Origin of the sequence: Colwellia sp. BRX9-1, from assembly GCF_014077195.1 — a bacterium.
In the GTDB taxonomy this organism is placed as follows: Bacteria; Pseudomonadota; Gammaproteobacteria; order Enterobacterales; family Alteromonadaceae; genus Colwellia_A.
This window is the reverse complement of record NZ_JACGVM010000001.1, coordinates 331,576-351,535: the sequence shown is the minus strand read 5'-3', so window position 1 is coordinate 351,535 and position 19,960 is coordinate 331,576. Positions and strand designations below refer to the sequence as shown.

At 36.9% G+C, this 19,960-nt stretch carries 15 protein-coding genes; 6 read left to right on the top strand and 9 right to left on the bottom strand.

Annotated elements, in window-relative coordinates; translation table 11 throughout:
- Positions 1-492: a peptidylprolyl isomerase gene (locus H4J76_RS01690; RefSeq protein ID WP_070374747.1), complete on the top strand. Its 492-nt coding sequence runs from the start codon at positions 1-3 to the stop codon at positions 490-492.
- Between the two features lie 79 nt (positions 493-571).
- Here the strand turns inward: H4J76_RS01690 and H4J76_RS01685 are convergent, their stop codons facing one another.
- The 4 genes from H4J76_RS01685 to H4J76_RS01670 form a co-directional block, all read right to left on the bottom strand.
- Positions 572-2,512: an ATP-dependent DNA helicase RecQ gene (locus tag H4J76_RS01685; protein WP_182229987.1), complete on the bottom strand. Its 1,941-nt coding sequence runs from the start codon at positions 2,510-2,512 to the stop codon at positions 572-574.
- Positions 2,513-2,608: 96 nt separating this feature from the next.
- Positions 2,609-3,028: a phosphate ABC transporter substrate-binding protein gene (locus H4J76_RS01680; RefSeq protein WP_182213358.1), complete on the bottom strand. Its 420-nt coding sequence runs from the start codon at positions 3,026-3,028 to the stop codon at positions 2,609-2,611.
- A 7-nt stretch (positions 3,029-3,035) separates the two neighbouring features.
- Entirely contained in the window at positions 3,036-4,172 is a 1,137-nt protein-coding gene (locus H4J76_RS01675) for a hypothetical protein (RefSeq protein WP_182229986.1), read from the bottom strand.
- A gap of 160 nt (positions 4,173-4,332) precedes the next feature.
- Complete coding sequence (locus H4J76_RS01670) at positions 4,333-4,683, bottom strand: RidA family protein (RefSeq protein ID WP_182213355.1); 351 nt, start codon at positions 4,681-4,683, stop codon at positions 4,333-4,335.
- A 203-nt stretch (positions 4,684-4,886) separates the two neighbouring features.
- Here H4J76_RS01670 and H4J76_RS01665 point away from each other — a divergent pair, with 203 nt between their 5' ends.
- Both H4J76_RS01665 and H4J76_RS01660 read left to right on the top strand, forming a co-directional pair.
- The gene (locus H4J76_RS01665) at positions 4,887-5,105 is read left to right on the top strand and encodes an EF-hand domain-containing protein (protein ID WP_070374752.1); all 219 of its coding nucleotides are present in this window, start codon (positions 4,887-4,889) and stop codon (positions 5,103-5,105) included.
- 220 nt (positions 5,106-5,325) lie between these two features.
- On the top strand, positions 5,326-5,961 hold the full coding sequence (locus H4J76_RS01660) for a hemolysin III family protein (protein WP_182229985.1): 636 nt from the start codon (positions 5,326-5,328) through the stop codon (positions 5,959-5,961).
- A 217-nt stretch (positions 5,962-6,178) separates the two neighbouring features.
- Here the strand turns inward: H4J76_RS01660 and H4J76_RS01655 are convergent, their stop codons facing one another.
- The 5 genes from H4J76_RS01655 to H4J76_RS01635 all read right to left on the bottom strand — a co-directional run bounded on the left by H4J76_RS01655 (position 6,179) and on the right by H4J76_RS01635 (position 12,928).
- Positions 6,179-7,381, bottom strand: a complete 1,203-nt coding sequence (locus tag H4J76_RS01655) for a pyridoxal phosphate-dependent aminotransferase (protein ID WP_182229984.1) — start codon at positions 7,379-7,381, stop codon at positions 6,179-6,181.
- A 6-nt stretch (positions 7,382-7,387) separates the two neighbouring features.
- Positions 7,388-9,511, bottom strand: a complete 2,124-nt coding sequence (gene ovoA, locus H4J76_RS01650; RefSeq protein ID WP_182229983.1) for a 5-histidylcysteine sulfoxide synthase — start codon at positions 9,509-9,511, stop codon at positions 7,388-7,390.
- Positions 9,512-9,529: 18 nt separating this feature from the next.
- On the bottom strand, positions 9,530-10,669 hold the full coding sequence (locus H4J76_RS01645; RefSeq protein WP_182221119.1) for a hypothetical protein: 1,140 nt from the start codon (positions 10,667-10,669) through the stop codon (positions 9,530-9,532).
- A gap of 16 nt (positions 10,670-10,685) precedes the next feature.
- The gene (locus tag H4J76_RS01640) at positions 10,686-12,581 is read right to left on the bottom strand and encodes a tetratricopeptide repeat-containing diguanylate cyclase (RefSeq protein ID WP_182229982.1); all 1,896 of its coding nucleotides are present in this window, start codon (positions 12,579-12,581) and stop codon (positions 10,686-10,688) included.
- A gap of 119 nt (positions 12,582-12,700) precedes the next feature.
- Positions 12,701-12,928 carry a glutaredoxin family protein gene (locus tag H4J76_RS01635; protein WP_070374757.1) on the bottom strand — a complete coding sequence of 76 codons (228 nt, stop codon included), beginning with the start codon at positions 12,926-12,928 and terminating at the stop codon, positions 12,701-12,703.
- Between the two features lie 375 nt (positions 12,929-13,303).
- On the opposite strand from H4J76_RS01635, the gene H4J76_RS01630 reads away from it, so the two are divergent.
- The 3 genes from H4J76_RS01630 to H4J76_RS01620 all read left to right on the top strand — a co-directional run bounded on the left by H4J76_RS01630 (position 13,304) and on the right by H4J76_RS01620 (position 19,714).
- Positions 13,304-14,032 (top strand): cytochrome b/b6 domain-containing protein, encoded by a 729-nt coding sequence (locus tag H4J76_RS01630; RefSeq protein WP_182221121.1) that lies wholly within the window; start codon positions 13,304-13,306, stop codon positions 14,030-14,032.
- Positions 14,033-14,536: 504 nt separating this feature from the next.
- Complete coding sequence (locus tag H4J76_RS01625) at positions 14,537-16,453, top strand: DNA topoisomerase III (RefSeq protein WP_182229981.1); 1,917 nt, start codon at positions 14,537-14,539, stop codon at positions 16,451-16,453.
- Between the two features lie 540 nt (positions 16,454-16,993).
- On the top strand, positions 16,994-19,714 hold the full coding sequence (locus H4J76_RS01620; protein ID WP_182229980.1) for a TonB-dependent siderophore receptor: 2,721 nt from the start codon (positions 16,994-16,996) through the stop codon (positions 19,712-19,714).
- Positions 19,715-19,960 lie beyond the last annotated feature (246 nt).

Below are 19,960 nucleotides of genomic sequence, written 5' to 3'. Positions count from 1 at the left end.
ATGAAAATTTCAGAAAACAAAGTTGTCGTTTTACACTATGCCGTATCCGACAGCGAAGACACACTCATCGACAGCTCTTATGATCACAGCCCTTTATCTATCATTCACGGTACAGGTTATCTCATTCCGGGCTTAGAAGATGCTTTAACAGATCATGTTGTTGATGATAAATTCGAAGTCGCAGTTAGCGCTGAAAATGCTTATGGCGATCGCCACGATGAGTTTGTACAAACCGTGCCAAAAAGTATGTTCGAAAGTGTTGAAGATCTTGCGGTTGGTTCACAATTACGTGCAACGACTGATGATGGTGAGCAAACAGTTATTGTTATAGATGTCACTGATGATGAAATAACTGTTGACGGAAATCACCCTTTGGCAGGCATTGATTTAAAGTTTGATGTAGAAATTTTAGAAGTCCGTGATGCCACAGAAGATGAATTGAAACATGGACATGTCCATGGTGAAGGGGGTTGTGGTCACAACCACGACTAATCCTCATATATACTGAGTTTGAAAAATAAAAAGCGAAATATAAGTACTTATATTTCGCTTTTTTATTAATTATTTGCCGCTAAATATTCATCACACTGATCACTTTTTCACGCACTTCTTGATAACGAATATTTTCACAACAGCCAAAACCAGATAACTGTTTTATTTTATTACGGCTAAAAAGCGGCACGGTTAATCCAGTTAAAAATCGGCACATCGTTTCTAAAGATAAAACACCTTTGTGCTTGGTCGACATATGTTCAATAAGCGCCGTTAGCATGTCAACTATCGCAGTGTCATCTGGCAGAGTACTTTCTTGTGAGTAACTTAGCTTAGCAACGTTTCCACGGCATACTGAACAATGTCCACAATTTTCAGGGGTGTTTTTATCATTAAAGTACAAGGATAAATTTCGACTTAGGCAAGAGGATAATTCAAAGAAGCGCACCAGTGTCGCAATACGTTTTATTTCTTTTTCTTCTTTTTCGACAAAATAATCATGTAGTGACTTAGCAAGTATATTAGCTGACAATAAGGCTTTGTTAACACTAAAAACTTCAGTGATTTTTTTTGTTTCCAAGGTGATCAGTTGCTTCTCTTGAAGGTATTCCAAAGCCACAATCACTCGGCCACGGTCACAGCCATAATGCTGAAATAGTGCATCAAAGTCTGGCTCTCCCCATACTTTTTTAAAGCCGCTGTATTTAAAAATAGTCGCAAGAAAATCTTTGCGCTCACCTTCAAATAAATTTAACACTTCGTCTTTATTGGTGGTGAATTTATATTTAAAATCGGCAAAATATGAAAATAGCGGTTTAATTACGCCTTGCAGCTCTAACTGAACAAGTAAGGTTCTCATGGGTAATTGGCGGATATTACTGGCATTTGACAGCGATAAACCTTGTAATTCCCAGCGATCATTTTGGCATTCTTGTTGAATGTTTTTTATAACACATTCAATACCACTCAGTTCGGGTGTATCACCAAAAACAAAATTTTCAACGGTATTTAGCCCATCTAAATTTGCCAAGGTAATGCAATTTGATGCTAAACCATCACGCCCTGCTCGGCCAATTTCCTGGCTGTAATTTTCAATTGACTTGGGTAAATCATAATGAATAACAAAGCGGATATCTGCTTTATCTATGCCCATGCCAAAAGCAATAGTAGCCACGATGATTTGTACTCTTCCCGACATAAAATCTTCTTGAATTTTCTGTCGTTTTTCACTTATAAATCCGGCGTGATAAGGTTGCGCATTCAAACCTTGTTGTCTCAAAAAGTTTGCCACATACTCAGCACTTTGCTGTAAAGTCACATATACAATGCCACAACCGGTTTGATCAGTGATACTTGTTAGCAATTGTTGATTTTTATCTTTTGTTGAAACCGCTAACACCGACAAATCTAAATTTTGACGATAAAAGCCTGTTTGTACGATGTGCTCTGGTAAGATAGCGAATTTAGTGGCCATATCTTGCTTGACTTTTTTGGTCGCTGTGGCGGTCAACAAAAGCACCAGCGGGATGTTGAGTTCTTGGCGATAGTTAGGGAGTTTTAAATAATCGGGGCGAAAGTTATGCCCCCATTCAGAAATACAATGTGCCTCATCAACAACCAACATAGATACATTTACTGACTCAATAAATTGGCGAAAACGCTCATTTTTAAAACGCTCAACCGACACCATAAGAATTTTTATTTTACCTGAACGCGTATCCGCCATGACTTGCTGATTTTGCTGTGGCGTTAATGTTGAATCGATACTTGCCGCTGCTATATTTTTCGTCGCTAAAAAGGCTAATTGATCTTTCATTAGCGCCAGCAAGGGAGAAACAACAATAGTTAAGTGAGGTAGTTCTATAGCCGCTAATTGATAGCATAATGATTTACCTGAGCCAGTCGGAAATATAGCGAGAGAAGATTGGCTATTGAGGAGCTGCTCAATCGTTTGCTGCTGTCCATCACGAAAGGCATCAAAACCAAAGATTTGCTTGAGTGAGTTAACAAGAGATGACACAAGAAATACCTATTAAATAAATGAATTAAAAAAAAACGAGTACCAACAGTCAATTGAAAATCACTGTTGATACTCGTTTTATAATAACAGAGTTACTTAAAAGGTTTTAATCACTTTAACTTTATCACTGACATTAGCAGCATCGATATAGCCAATAGCATCAGGGTTATCAGCAACAAAACTTAACACATCGGCATCATTATCAAATTCTGCTAAAGGTTTCGCCTTACCAGAGAAAATTAGCTTAGCCCAATAAGATTTAACTTGGTAGCTAGTCTTTTGCAACACTTTGCTTTCAAACTCTTCTCGAGCGGGACTTTCATCTTTTAAATTGGCTGCCATGACAGAAGCACCGTTAGTAAATTTCTTATTTTTACCTAAAAAAATCCGAGATATGTCTCTGTCGGTAAGCTCACTAGAATTAGCCGGATTCACAATAACAGCAATATCGGCAGAAGCCGTTAAACTAAAGCCTATTGAAAGTAAGATCGCAGTGACTTTTATATATTTCATCATCAATCCCCTAAAAAACAGTAACAAGTGAAGTGCGGAATAAACCAGCATCATTAGCACCATTAAGGTCATCATTAAAACCGGTATATTCAAACTTTAATGATGCAGAGCTATGAAAATCCCAACGTAAACCAACAGTAACATAGCTTGAATCATTTTTTTGACTAGCTATAACATCTTGTGTTGGTACTTTTAAAGCATCAAGAGGAGTTCCAGACGGTATAACGCTAGTAAAATCGTTCGCCGCAGTGTCTTCATCAACACCGTAAGTAACGTGTACTAAGTAATTATCAAAGCGCTTACCTAGCATCACATAATAAGACTCTTCTTCACCTAATAACGTATTATCTATTTTAAGCGTAGTATATTCGCCAACAACTAAGATGCCTTCATAGTCAATTTGAAAGCCAAGTTCAGTAAACGTTGCTTTATCTTCAAAAATACTAGTGTTGTCTGCAAATGTAGGGTAACCAAAGGCGTTCCAATTATTAGCAAGTCCATCTAACCCTGTTGAAGGTATTGTTACATCAGCATTAAAATAAGCTGCTCTCAAGGTTAGCCAATCTCTATTAAAGGTTGCAGCGCCACCTAAGATATTATCCATGTTAGGTGATGATTTTTCACCAAAGACTTCGATTTCATCGGAGTTATTACCCGCAATAAAGTGGTAAGTCGTATCAAATTCTCCAAGAGTACTGCTGTATATGCCGCTAAGACCGTCAAAAGTATTAAAAATTAAATCGTAAACACCTTTTGGTGGTGTTATCCACGGGTAGGCATACGAAACATCTAAAAAGTCTGAGTACATAAAGAAAGGTGCTCGTTGACGCCCAGCCAAAACCCTAAATTTATCGTTTACGTTATAGCTAACGTAGGCCCACTCAAATTCAGTATCCCAATCATTCTCACCGCGAGAAACAATTTGTGCAGTAATATCAAGGCCTTCACCTATGTTACTTGATGCTTGAATGGCAAGTAATGAACCATTTTTAAAGTCAAAAGTATCATTAAAGCCATACAGTGTTTCATCACTCGATGTAGTGATACCACCTGTTATTGAAGCAAAACCACTTAAATTGATATCTGCTTGAGCCGTATAGGAAATAAAGCTACTAGCAAGCGCTAGTACCGCTATTTTACTTTTCATATTATCCACCTTAGAGTTTATATTTTTACGTGCTTATGTTTTTACGTGCTTATGTTTTATTAAAATTTTTTTATTAAAATCGATTCGTTTACAGGCAAGCTAACCTAATGAAGTGTAGATTAATATATTAAAAATGTTAGAGAACAAGTTTAAAAAATAACTATATTTCGGCCGCTATTACCGATATTTCAATAAGTAATTCATTTCTTGCCATTGAAGCTTTGACACAAGCTCTTGCAGGAGCGAACCCCTGAGGGATCCAATTATCCCAAATTTCATTCATTTTTGAAAAATCATTCATATCTTTTATATAAATAGTTGCCGATAGAATATGTTTATTGTCGCTACCTGCTTGTTCAAGTAATTCATCAACTTTATCTAACATTGAACGTGTTTGTTCTTCAATGCCTTGGCTCGCATCTTTACAAACTTGTCCACATAAATAAATAACACCATTGTGCTTAACGATGCGGCTCATTCGTGTTTTTGTTTCTTGCCTAATAATAGTCATTTTATTTAGTCATGATTAAATATGTTAAAGTATATACTCTACTTACTAGAAAATGTAGCTTTGATACTTGTGCTGTGTAGAAACTTTACGCTAGTAGATAATAAATCACGCTTATTAACGCAATGTTGCAATTAATCATTCACAAATAGCACAATAAAAGATAAAGTATTTAGTAGATGTAATACTACTAATAAGGATAACTGATGGACATTAATCAGTGGGTTGATGAACTATTTGAATTTTTTGATGAAGATAAAGACGGTGCGATTAGTCGAAGTGAATTTGTTGAATTAATTGACTGTCTTTTACAAGATAAAGGCATCCGTATGTGTGAGAGTATTTTTAATAAATTTGATGTTAATCATAATAATTCAATTTCCAAAGAAGAACTCAAAGCTATGGTGATTGAGTTAGCTTTGTAGCGTTTTTCATTAAAATTTACCCTTCTCCAATTATTCGTTGAGAAAGTAACTTTACTATTTTTCATCTAATCAAGAGCTTAACTAAGCTCTTTTTTTATACCTTAAATTCATTGGTCTGACCTCTTGTTTCAATTGTTTTTTCTGTTATCATTCAATCTCAGCTTACACGTGTACACTGAAATTAAATTTAAAGAAACAATGAAAAATAACAGGATAACAAATGACAAGCCAAGCTAGTTACAGCAAAAATGAAGAAATAGCCAACACCTTGACTCATGCTCTTGGCGCAATATTGTCTGTTATGGCTTGTTACATGCTACTCACTGCAGCTTTTACTGATAACTCATTAGTAAAAATAGTGAGTTATGCCGTGTACGGTGCCAGTTTGGTTTTATTATTCACCGCTTCAACTTTTTACCATGCCTTTCAAGATCCTGACAAAAAAAGGCTTTTTAAATTACTCGACCATTGTGCTATTTACTTGTTAATCGCAGGAACTTACACCCCTTTAATGATGGTTGCCTTAAACGACCAACTCGGTACTATTATGCTGACAATTATCTGGAGTATGGCTATATTAGGGGTGTTTTTTAAAATGAAATTTGGTCACCGCTATAAAAAAACCTCGCTGATCACCTACTTAGGTATGGGACTAATATCTATAACCATTATTGAACAGCTAAATGACAAATTATCAAATCAAGCTTTAACACTACTTGCTCTCGGCGGTTTTATTTATTGTTTGGGGGTTATTTTTTATGTGCAAAAGCGTATTCATTTCAACCATGCTATTTGGCATTTATTTGTTTTAGGTGGCGCGGCATGTCACTTCTTTATGATTTACTTCTACTTATAAGCGCTGATAAGGCTGACAAAAGAAATAACCAGAGATATAGTTGCTGGTGAGGATGGTAAATTAATTTATACCTAGATCAGCCGTTAAAACGCTATCGCCTTTGCAGCTTTTAGGCTTGATTCTCGAGTTATCGTCAACTTTCTTAGCAATGGAGAATGCGGCTACTAATTAATAGGTTCATAGCAAAAATAAATTAATTAAGCTTTCAATCCAACTTTCAATTCACAGTCAACGATAAGCGACTATCAACAAACCCTTGTAATGATTCCAGTATCATTGAAAAGTTTTTTGCACCCAGCCCTAAACGAAAATATGGCCCAGTAAGCCCAAATAGGCATGATGGGTAAGCGAATATTCCCGCTTGTTCGGCGAGTTGCTCTGCCCATTCAAGCATGGGTAAATCACTATGGCACTTCACTAATGTTAGTAAGCCTGCCTGAGGAGGGCACCAACTAAAATGCAACTGGTTTTTGTCGATAAACTGCTGAAATAAAGCGATATTATTTTTGATAATAAGATTATTTTTACTGATGATTTCAACATGGTTTTCTAAAGCAAGCTCTGCCAGCTTTTCATCAACGATTGAAGTACAAATTGAGCCTTGAGCTTTTACCGCTAATAATTTTTTTAGCAGTGACTTATCCTTAGACACTGCCCAACCAATACGTAGCCCCGCCAAACCAAAACTTTTCGATAATACCGAGACAACAATCGTGCGATCATAATCTAAATAGCGATGAGCTAATTTAAGATCATTATAGTTACTCGCTTGAGAGACATCATCGGCTAAAAGGTAACAATTGAACTGTTTTGCAATGGCTAATATTTGCTCCGAAAATTGAGTGTCTATTATGCTACCACTGGGATTATGGGGAGAATTCAAGACAATTAGTCGGGTATTTTCGTTTACTAGGGCTAAAAGTGCCGCTTGGTTAATTTGCCAGTTTTGTTGGAAATCAACCGTAAGGCACCTTACTTTAATCCCCATCTGCTCTGCCATCGTCACTAGAGAGGGATAGCAAGGTGTAATAACAACAATTTCAATCGCTGCTTGTTGCTCAACTGTATTACCTTGCGTTCGTTCATTTTCGCTAAGTACTGTTTGGTAAATAGCTGACAACGCCTCTTGAGCGCCGCAAAAAGTTAGAACATTGTCAGCAGTTAACTCAACTTGATGATGATTATAGTCTTGATGAAAACCGGCAATAAGTGATCGCAAATAATGGCTGCCACTTATCGACGCATAGGATAACGCTTGGTCACCCAGTAGATTATCAAGACTCGTTTCACCGAGTAGACACAATTGTGCTGCGGACAACGACTGTGCGCAAGAATTACTCAAATTGTGCTTAATAGTGACCTTTTGATTTTCTGCAAGCTGTTGACCAAAGGCAATATGTGCCGGTAAAATATTTTTCATCACTTGCTATACTTTCCGCTGCCAAACCGACATTTCGGTGGTGGTTACGGTGAAAGTGCATTGATTTTGCTTAATCACACGCGTTAATGGCTGTGCGTCTAAAAAAGTAAACTCTTCTGCTAGTTTTTCCTGTAAACCATCAAAGCCAATAACATTTTCACCATTGACTTTAAGCCCACCCAACCAATTTTCTTTTTCAGTGTGTTTCGCTGAGTATTGATGGTCGGTTAATACAAAAAGTAAACCTTGTTTATTAAGTCGCTTAGACAGTGTGGCTAACAACTGTTTAGGTTGATAACTCTTTTCTAGCGCATGCTCAACTAAAATCGCATCATAACCGTTAAAAATGGGTTTTAAATTGCTCGCATCACCCTGACTAAAAACAATATGGTCAGCGTTGTTGTTTAGCGCTAATGCCTTAAGAGACACCTCGTGAAAACTCTGTATGTCACCAGAAATAACGTTGGTGTAACGGAGTGTTTTCTGTTGTTGAAGTTGCACACCAAATTGAATATAACGTGCAGAAAAATCTACTGCATCAATATGCTGAAAATGCTCTGACAACTCAAAAGCGGTTCGTCCAACACTACAACCTAAGTTCAATAACTTGTCGGTATTAATGCCCAGAGCTTGTACTTTACTAAGCAATAATTGGCTAACTTGTTGTGAATAGTTTTCAACACTTAAATATTGATCACCATAATGACTTTCTAGTTGCTGACAAACTTCACGATCAGTTTCATATCGATTAACCGGCGTTAATGGTATTTTGCCATCGATATTTTCAACATAACGAAAACCAGCATGCTGAGTAAAGTGACGACGAAAAGCATAACGAGACGACGGAATGGTTTCGTTGCCGGTAGAAATCCATGAACCGCCTTTAATTAAGTTATGTTTACCATCAAAGGTTGGCGTAGAAAAATCATCATAAAGTGGATGAACTTTAAATCCCTCATAACCATCTATTGCTGACTCATTCCATTGCCATACATTACCAATAACATCATAAAAATCCCCTGTTGAAAATTCATCAATCGGGCATGAAGAAGCGTAACGGGCTAAGTTTATATTACCTAATACTTGTTCTTCATTATCGCTGGCATTATTGATTAGACAATGCCACTGTGCTTCAGTAGGCATAGCAATATTTTTTTGAGTTTGTTCACTTTTCCAATGACAGAAAGCTTTCGCTTCTAAGTAGTTCACTTCTGCAGGCCAATTCAAAGGTAAAGGCATTTCATTAAGTAAGTTACGCTGCACGTATTCATCGTTATTTTTTCGCCAAAAACGCGGCATTTCAGCTTTAGTGAAACTTAGCCACTTTTGCCCTTCTTCGCTCCAATAATGTGGTTTTTTGTAACCACCTGCATCGATAAAAGCTAAAAACTCTTGATTAGAGACTAAATATTTAGAAGCTGAAAAGGCACTAACCTCAACAGATAACTCACCATATTCGTTGTCCCAGCCGTAAGTTTCATCGGTTAACTTTTTCCCTAATACAATAGATTGTTCTGTAACAGGTAGTAACTCGTTCGTTGGAGCCGTTGAAAAATGAGCACAACTTGTCCATTGTCCCGCTACTTCAGATGGCTGTGTTAAGCAATCTAGCGGTAACATGCGCATAATAACTGATGAAGTCTCAAGATGGATGCGTTCATGCTCACAGCCCATCAATATCACCCAAGCTAACGAGTCTTGTTTGATAGGTAAGCTAATTTCCATGGTATCAATAAGGTTATTAACCAAAGTGAAAACTTGTTGACGGTATTCTCTTACTTCATCAACATTAGGCCAGTCGTAATGTTCACTGTTGAGATCATCCCAGCTCATTTCATCAACACCAACAGCGCAAACAGCTTCTAACTTGGTATTAACACGCTTATTAATGTACTTACCCAAAAGTAATTTATTAATAAAGAAGGTAGCCGTATGGCCAAAATAAAAAATAAGTGGATGGCGTAAAGTCTCAGGCCGTAAATAATAGGCTTCATCTTTGTTGATTAAAGCAAACAACGACTCGTAAGTCGTCCAAGTATTATGGAAGTAGCTTTTTAGCTCGGCGCGTTTATCATCTATAGATAAACCATTAAGCTGCGGGGTAATATTTTGATTATTAATAAGAGTCATATTTTATTTTTAAATTAATTATGATGTATGAGTGAGAATAAGTTTTTGTTGATACGGCGCTAAAATCATTTGCTTTAATTTGTCACCTAACTGCAACTGCCCTGATATTTGCTCACCATTTATAAATTGACCCGATAGCTTATTTAAACTTTCGCTTAACCAGTGATCATTTGCAAATAGTGATATTGCGCCCAATTTTTCTTGCTCTGTATTATCATACAATGAAAAAGGTAAATTTTGATGATGAACTTCTTTACGGAGCAATTTGCGACAGTTATCCACCTTATATACTTCAAGCGCGTCAATTAAGTTCAATAAAGAGTAAATAATATTAAAATAAGCATTGTATTGCATACTTGAAGCACCAATTCTGTGCTCGATACGAGCAGTTTTTTGCCAATTTTGTCGCTTAACTAGTACTTCATTTTTGTGATTATAAAGTACCGGCTCTTCGCCCATCGCTTGATTATGTTTACCCACTTCTTTATACAAGGCAATACTGCCTTGGTGTCCGCCTGAAATATCCACGGGTGAACATAACTCAGCCGCTAAACCGTATTTAGTTTTTAATGCTAGTCGCTCAAAAGCTTCTTCTTCAGGTAAATAAATCAAACAACAATTTAAACTAGTATCAAGAAAGCATTGCTGTAAATATTCACCAAAGCCGCGTTCAATAATAATGTTTTTACCTTCACTATCAAGCGCACTAATATTCATTTGAACAGCATTAGGGATATGCACTGCCCGTGTTTCTGTGGTGAAAATATCACCACTACCACTGGCTAACTTGCCTTTATCACCAGACCAAACAACCGGTTTGATTAATGTTTTACTTATGCCTTGTTCGGCAAAAAAACGAGGTAAAAGGTGTAACGCTTGGCTTAAATTATTAGCCTCTTTTAACGGCGACTGGCCATTAAATAAAGAAACATACTCCCACTGACTATACCAATACTCTGGCACTAATTCTCCGTCAATTCCTGCATGCGCTAACTGACGATTAATTCTTTGATAATCTAGTGAAAATCTTTTTATTTTACTATCGAGCTGATAACAACCTTCTAATTCAAAGTGAATTACAGGAGTAAAGCCAAGCTGTTTTATATAATTCTGTAATAATATAATAGCTTGAACGGCGAACGGTGTTGTATTATTCATATGAGATAATGGCTTTCTATTGATATATAACCACATTATTTTTACCGTTATGCTTTGCCTGGTAAAGGGCAGCATCGGCATGTAGGTATAACATTTCACTCGTTGGGCTAAGTTGAGACAAGGTTGCTATACCGATACTTACGGTTAACTGTAAACTTGGCTCGACTTGGAAAACTTGCTGACTTATTTTTTTTAAAAAACGTTCAGCAATTACTTTACATTGCTTTTCGTCGGTACGAGGTAAAATACATAAGAATTCTTCTCCGCCAACACGGCCAATGACATCTCCATTACGAAAGACATCATGACAAAGATCAGCTATTTTTTTAATAACTTTATCACCAACAGGATGACCAAACTTATCATTGACCATTTTAAAGTCATCAATATCAAATAAAATCACCGAAAGTTCAGTTTTTTCGACTAAGACATCGTTCAGGTAGTTCGATAAGTACTCAAAAATATAGCGGCGGTTATATAAATTTGATAATGGGTCTTTAATTGACAGTGCATACATTTTCTTATTATTTTTATACTGAATGGTTATCACGATAATGACAACCACGCCGGCACATAACATAAAAATCAGTAGATAAAGGTTCTGTAATTTTTGTTGATGATAGGAATCATTTTCTAAAGCGGCGACCTTTTTTCGTTGCAGGGTAAGTGCTTGTTCAACATATTTTCGCTCATTTTCCATCGCAGCGCGCGCTGTAGTTAATCGTGTGCTGGAATTTTTGACCAATAACTCATTGTATTTTTGATAATACTGTCGAGATAATTGAAAAGCTTCACTGTCATTATTTCTTGCGTGAGCAAGCTCTGAGCCGAGCTTTATAACTTCTAATTGCCACTTAGTGCCGACTAATTCAGGTAAAGACATGAATATATTTTCAGCTTTAGTCAACGATGCCTGCGCTTGTTCTAACTCACCCAAGATAATAAAACAGTGAACCTGTTGCTTATATAATTCGGCATTATAATCAATCAAGCCATTTAACGTTAGAGCATGATTAATAACATCGATAGCTTTAACACAATCGCCTTTTTCGGCCAGTGTCATACCTAAACCGTACGCTGAAAAAAAAGAAATTTCAGTGTTAGGGGTATAGGCAATTTTTTCTTGATAAAGCTCAAAGTAGCGAATCGCCAAATCATATTTTTGCCAATATCGATAGGTTATAGCAATGCCGTAAATAGCCTCTGAAACATGAGCTGGATAATTTAAACGTTCATAGGTATTTAATGCTTTTTGGTAATATTCTATCGATTTTTCATAATCGTCCATATAGCCATAAATAGCACCGTAGGTTTCATTGATAACAGCAATTAGAAAGTGTTCTTTTAGTGAATAAGCATCTAAGTAAGCTTCTTGCATTTCATTCAATGACAGTTCGAAGAGTTCAGTGATACTTTTTGTAAAAGCAAGCTCTTGTTTAGCAAGGATAAAAAGGTAAGTTAAATTATTTTTTTTTGCTATAGACATAGCCTTTCGAAGAATAAGTACAGAATCTGCATACTGAGCATGGCGACGATAAATTAACCCCTGATAAATATAAAGGTGACTTTGAATTTTTAATGGGGTTTTGTCGTCGATAAGCGCTACGGCTTGTGCGATGGTCTTATTAAAGTCTTCATAAAAATAGAGTAAATTTTCTGCTTGAGCTTTACGTAACAACCACCAAGATTGTTGTAGTTTTGGCATAGTTGAAAAAGATTTTTCTGCGTTTAATAATTGTTGATAAGACTGTAGAGGTTGTTGGCGTATTTGTTCATCCATGTTCAATAAGCGATTTAGCTCATCGGTTTGTTCTACCGCTAATTGGCCACTACTATTTGCCTGTGATTGACTACAGGAAAAAAAAAAGATAATAACAACAACCGAAAAAAACCGATAAAAATCAAATTTCATTACACATCCGTAATTAATGATCTTGTTAATTCATGTAAGTATTTCAACCTTAACATAGACCTTTTTTTAAAACGAGTTAAAGCCATAAAATTGTATCCTCAGCAATATATTAACCAATATTAATCCTCGTAAAGCGCTTTAAAAGCCGCCACTTTAAAACCTTGCAGATATTCTTCACCAATCTTTATTACCGGTACGGATCTAAAGTTTGCTCTGCGAAACTCTTTTTGTCCCGCGGCTGTTTTCACATTACATAAGCGATAAGCAATGTTATTTTTATCTAAGTACGCTTTCGCCGTGTCACAATGAGGGCAGTTACTCATACTATATAAGACAATTTTCTTCATGCTAAATTTCCTTGGTTATTTATTCGCTGCATTATCTTCAACAAATAAATGTTAAATGGGTGCCCATAATACACACTATAATACACACTATAATACACACTATAATACACAGAATTATTTTACGGCTGTTTGGCTAGTTTACAGGAACTTATCTTGAAAAACGCTGACACTTGCGGAAAATTAAATTAAATTATCTGCTAGGTAATCGTCAGTAAACTAAAATAACGCCGCTTAATTGTAAAGACACACAGCTACTTTAAGATATCTTGTAACCATTAATCCAAATAACTATCACTTAGTGTTAGAAGCGGATAAATATTTCGGTTATTATTAAAATAACAGGCAAAATGTTAACAAATAAAAAGAGTCATCATCATGCAAGATAACCCAGTAAATATCACTTCCACTATAGTAAAAACTTTTGTTTGGAGTAGAAATATTCGTTTATTTCATTGGTTGAATGTCTTGTCAGTACTTTTGCTTATTGTTATTGGTAGCGTTATTTATTTTGGTAAAGATCTAGGTATCTCAACAGAAGGTAAAATACTGCTTAAAACAATACATGTATGTGTGGGTTATGTTTTTGCTGCAAATTTAATTTTTAGAATTATTCTTGGTTTTATTGGTAAAGGATATGAACGTTGGGGACAAACACTGCCTTTTAATAAAGTCTTTAAACAAGAACTAGCCGATTTCAAAAAAGATAAAAATAAGACATTTAAAGGTCATAGTCCACTGGGGAAACTTATGGTTGGCGCTTTAATGTTAAGTCTTTCTATTCAAATGATTTCAGGTTTAGTGATTGCGGGTACTGACATTTATTATCCTCCTTTTGGGCAATACTTTGCTAGCAGCATAGCTCAAGATAAAAGCCAAGTAGCCTTAATTAAGCCCTACAGTAAAGAAAATGTTGATGCAGATGCTTATAAAGAAATGCGTAATATAAGAAAGCCTTTTATAACTGCTCACGTTTATAGCTTTTACTTTTTGTTGCTGTTGATCCCACTACATATTTTAGCCGTATTTTTTGCTGAACGACGTGAAAAACATTCTATTGTTTCTTCAATGATCCACGGCTTTAAATATTTACCTAAAGACAAGTAAAACCACTTTTATCCTACCGCTGTGATAATGACCTACTCACCACATAGTGAATGAGTGGGTCGCTTCCTAACTAAATATGGTTACGGATGAAACAATTTGACTATAACCGAGAATAAATACTGTATATAAAAACAGTTATTGTGCTAAGCTTATTCTAATGGTCTGTATTGAACCCTTGGAAATTCTATTGAAACTATATATTGTCGAAAAGCCAAGTTTAGGACGTGCCATTGCGGCAGTTTTACCCAATCCCCATAAAAGTCAACAAGGCTATATAGCGCACGGCAATGATGTAACAATCAATCACCATAAGTTTGACACTATATTTTTATTATATAATTCAATAAACAAGGTCATATTATCACGATATAAGCTTGACGCAGTTACCAAGCTAAAAACGTTGAAAAAAAGCCTCACTATTATTGACAAATACATACAAAAAAAGAGCTTGTTCTTGACTCTGTTTGACAATCACAACCCACTGTTAGACCAGGCTTAATATTTATGAAATTATTTATTGCAGAAAAACCTAGCTTAGCAAGAGCAATTGTAGACGTACTACCTAAACCTCATAAAAAAAATGATGGTTATATAGAAGCAGGTAATGGCGATGTCGTTACCTGGTGCATAGGACATTTATTAGAACAAGCTCCACCTGAAGATTACGATATTAAATATAAAAAATGGGTAGTTGAACATTTACCCATAATTCCTGAGCAATGGAAGTTAAAACCAAAACCAAAAACTCGAAAACAACTGACCGTTATAAAAAGGCTAATAAAACAAGCTGATACCATCGTAAATTCTGGTGATGTGGATCGTGAAGGTCAAATATTAGTTGATGAAGCGATTAGCTTTAGCGGAGCATCTAAATCCAAAATAGATAATGCTTTGAGGTGTCTAATAACCGATATGAATTTTAATGCGGTTAAAAAAGCGGTAGATAACTTAAAACCTAATAAAAATTATATCCCTCTTGCTGTTTCAGCATTATCAAGAGCTAGAGCTGATTGGCTTTATGGCTTAAATATGACTCGTCTTTGTACTTTACAAGGGCAGAAATCAGGCTATCAAGGCGTATTATCAATTGGTCGGGTACAGACTCCGATATTAGGTTTAGTGGTAAACCGAGATATTGAAATAGAAAATTTCATCTCAAAGCCTTTTTATGAAGTACTTGCTTATCTCACGACAAAAAACGGTGAAAAGTATCAGGGTAAGTGGAAGCCAAGTAAGGCTTGTGAGCATTTCATGGATGAAGAGAAACGCATATTATCAAAAAAGCTAGCTGAAAATGTAGTCAATCGTATTAATGACAAACCGGCAAAAATTGAAAAGGTTACACAGGATAAAAAACAGCAAGTAGCACCATTACCTTTCAGTTTATCTGGCTTACAAATATCAGCCGCTAAAGCTTTTGGTATGAGTGCAAAGCAAGTATTAGATATCTGTCAGCAACTTTATGAAAAGCACAAATTAATAACTTACCCTAGATCTGATTGCCAATACTTACCGATGGAACACCTCAATGATGTACCTGCCGTAACCAACGCTATGAGTAACGTATCTGAGAAATTAGCCGATATGTTAAAAAATGCAGATTTAAAGAAAAGAAGTAGAGCTTGGAACAATAAAAAAGTCAGTGCTCATCATGCTATTATACCCACAGCTAAAAATACCCCAACTGGCGCACTATCAAATGATGAAGCTAAAATTTATGAAATAATATCTCGGCAGTATATTGCACAATTTTATCCAAACTTTGAATATATGGACAAGCAAATAGACACTATTATTGATGGTGGTTTATTTATCAGTAAGCAAAAAGATATCATTAAAAATGGCTGGAAAGATTTATTTCCTAGCTCTAATAAAAGTAAAGATAATTCCGAATTTTCTGCGATTAAGTTACCCAATGTTATAGCGGGTGATTGCGTGCATTGTTTACATGGCGAGCTTGTAGAAAAAAATACTAGCCCACCTAAATACTTTACTGATGCAACGATATTAGGTGCCCTTACCGGCATAGCTCGTTATGTGACGAATGCTGAAATAAAAAAGTTACTAAGAGATACTGATGGACTAGGTACGGAGGCAACACGTGCTGGTATTATAGAACTCCTGTTTAAACGTCAATTTTTAGTGAGAAAAGGAAAGGATATAAGAGCAACAGAGATTGGGAAAAAACTCATTACCTCTTTACCCGTTCAAATCTCCCAGCCTGACATGACAGCACTATGGGAGTCACAGCTAGAATCAATAAGTAATAAAACACTCAACTACCAATTCTTTATTAAAGGTGTTGAAAAAAACTTACAACAACTCATCCTTGAAGTTAAAGATATTGCATTTACTGATTTGCCCCAATCCAATACCCCAAGAAGATTTACTAAAAAAAGAAATAGAAAACGAGCAACATAAAAATCATCTCTTAAAGTTAGTGGTGTAGAGTAGACTCGTTAGTTTATTAAGTATCTGTATTTAATTTTAACCCTATCTTGCTATGACTATATCGATAATTTCATTACTGACTAAAGCAATGAAATGAAGTGCGAATAGTAATTTGACACTCATGGAGAGCTGATAAAATGAGCAATGAGTCGTCGTGGAAACTATTGCGATAATAGCTCAATGAAAGGGTTTTTAGACGTTTAAAAAACAATGAATATCAACAACGGATTATCGCTCATTTTTTGAAGCTGAAAACTCAGTAGTTAACTATATTATTGGATATTACAGCAAAGTTAGGCCTCACCGTTATAATGGAAGACCATACTGGGGAAATTTTAATACTACAAAACAGTAAAAGGGTTAGTCCAATTTTTATATAAAAAATAGAGACTTGTACAATAAACACCCATAATGCAAACTAGAGTTAATAATAATAGTCTTAGTACTTTCTCAAGCTCCGTAAGTAAGTACAATTCAAAGACAAACAAGCTCAAATTATAGGGATCGTAAATGAAAGAGTTTAATAAAAACCTAGTTACGGTGGCCGTTACAATGGCCTTTACAATAGTCTGTCATAGTTCTGCATTCGCAAATAATATCATCGCCAGCAAAATGATCAACAAACATGCAAAACAGACTCTCTCTTCGGTCACAAAAGACGGTTCTAGTAATAAGGTAGTCGATGCATCAGACCAATCAACAAATAACTTGGTCAACAATAAAATTCCAATAGGTCGTTCACTCACCGACGTGATAATGCTCACACCAGGTACCGTAAAAGGCGACACCGCGTTTGGAAATTTACCCGCTATTAATGGCGCCTCTGTCGCTGAAAATGTGTTTTATGTCAATGGCCTTAATATCACCAATGTTAGAAATAATACCGGTTTTTCGACTGTACCTTTTGATATGTTCGAGTCTGTCGAGGTTATAACCGATGGTTATTCCGCTCAATACGGCCGTTATCACGGTGGCATGATCAACGCTGAAACAAAATCGGGGAGTAACGAATTTAAGGCGGGCATAAACCTGAGTTATGAACCTGATTTTCTTCGAGAGTCGTCCCCATCAGTTACGCTAGCGGATGGTTCATATTTTATTGACAATCGGGCCAGTGAATACTCAAATATCGACACTAATCTTTGGGCGTCGGGCGCATTGATTGAAGATCAGCTATTTTTCTATGTTTTATTCAACCCTAGAAAAGTGGAGTATAGTAATTTTGTGAGCGATCCGATTAATCCGGGGCCGAATAATAAAGCCCGATATCAAGTCACGGAAGAAGATCCGTATTGGGGAATGAAGCTCGACGGCTATATTACCGATAACAATCTACTCGAATTCACGCTATTTTCCGATAGCAGTAATAACGCCACCCAAATCGTCAGCCCCCATGGCGACACGATAGAGTCGCGCAATGGGGTTGACTACACGGGAGGCACAAATTGGACGCTAAAATATACCTCGATTATCACCGATGATTTAGCGTTAAGCGTGCAGTACGGTGTCCATGAAGCTGAACGTACCAGTAAAAATGAACTGGATGACAACCCTGTGGTGTATTACCTTTATGAAAGTACTGGAGAGTTTGTTAAACAGGGCCAATTTCTTAATTTTCTAATTGATGAAGGAGACGATGAACGCCAGACTATTCGTGTTGATATTAATTGGACGCTCGGTAGTCACGAGTTAAGTTTTGGACTCGACGCCGAGAAATTAACGGCAAACCAGCGTACCATCAACTCGGGTGGCGCTTATTACTTACTTTACGTCGACGATTATACCGATCCCGACAACCCCCAATTCAGGCAGGTCCGTCACCGCCAATATGAATCGGGCGGTAGCTATGAGTCGGAAAATATCGCCTACTACCTTGAAGACAAATGGCAAGCCACCGACCTGTTCACAGTAAACTTTGGCTTGCGCAGCGACTCCTTCAAAAATGCTGATGGAGTCGGAGAAAACTTCTCAACCATGGATAACAATTGGGCACCACGTTTGGGCCTAACTTATGACTTATCAGCAGATGGCCGAACGCGACTTTGGCTAAATGCCGGTCGCTTTTACTCACCTATTCCAATGAATGCAAACTTGCGACTCGGAGGGAGTGAAACCTACAGGCAAGATTATTATGCCTTTGATGGCTTCGCCGATCCGATTTTACAAATCCCCAATATTAGCGGCACTCCAATCTATTACTTTGACCATTATAATAATGGGTCTCCTCCTGAAAACTACGATATTGCCGATAAAGATTTAAAACCAATGACGTCTGACAACGTTAATATTGGTTTTCAAATGCCCGTCACGGACAACTGGCTGCTGACTATTGAAGGTACTTACCGTAATTTAGCTATGGCGGTTGAAGATATAAACGTAGACACGAGCTTTAATCGTTATCTTGAGCGAGAATTTAATGCCAGTTGTACACGGTGCTCAGGTTCTCATTACTATGTATTGGCCAACCCAGGACAAGATGTGACCATCAAGGCGAACCCAGACTATGACGGGCCACTCCAATATCAAGAATATACGATTCCAGCCGCCGACTTAGGCCACGCAAAGCCCGAGCGCACATATACGGCGATGAGTTTTTCAGTTGAACATGCATGGGACGGTCTGTGGATGTTAAATGCTACGTATACTTGGTCGAAGTCAAAAGGTAATTATGAAGGCTTAGTTCGCTCAGACAACCGCCAAGACAACACTCGCATCAATACTGGAATAACGCCACAATATGACCTGCCGGGTCTAATGGATGGATCCTACGGTGATTTACCCAACGACCGCCGTCATCAAGTCAAAATATACGGGGCGTATCAAATCACTGAACAAATAAGCTTAGCGGCTAATTTCAGTTATCAAACGGGCCGTCCAGTCAACGCATTTGGTTATCACCCAACGGATGAAAGTGCACAAGCCTATGACGCTGAATCATTTTACGCCCAAGGACAATTAGTACCCCGCGGCTCAAAAGGTCGGACCGACAGTGTGATGACCCTTGATGTGTCTGCTAGCTATCAGTTTGACTTAGACGACTCTACTGTTATTTTACGTGTCGAAGTATTCAACCTGTTAAATTCAGCCAGTGTTACCCAAGTGGATGAAATGTGGGACGATGAAGATAATACCATAGCGGTAACTTCGCCATTAAAGAGCGCGAGTTACGATTTACCAACTAGTTGGCAAACACCAAGAACAGTACGTTTATCGATGAATTACGAGTTTTAGCAGAGTCAAAGGACAAGTATGCCAAAAAGGCCAAAATGCCAACTGCACGATTAAAAGTAGGCTTGGAACAACAGTCTTTTGAGCAATTACCCAAAGTGCCTTTTAAGCGAAAATAAAAAAGAAAGACGCGCTTTAAAAAGGCAGGGTAATATTTTACTGGTGATTGAACACGTTCAAATTAATAGTGATACTAACGCTTATGCAAAAATATCACTATGTGGTTGGCTCGACTCAGTACTTGAAAAA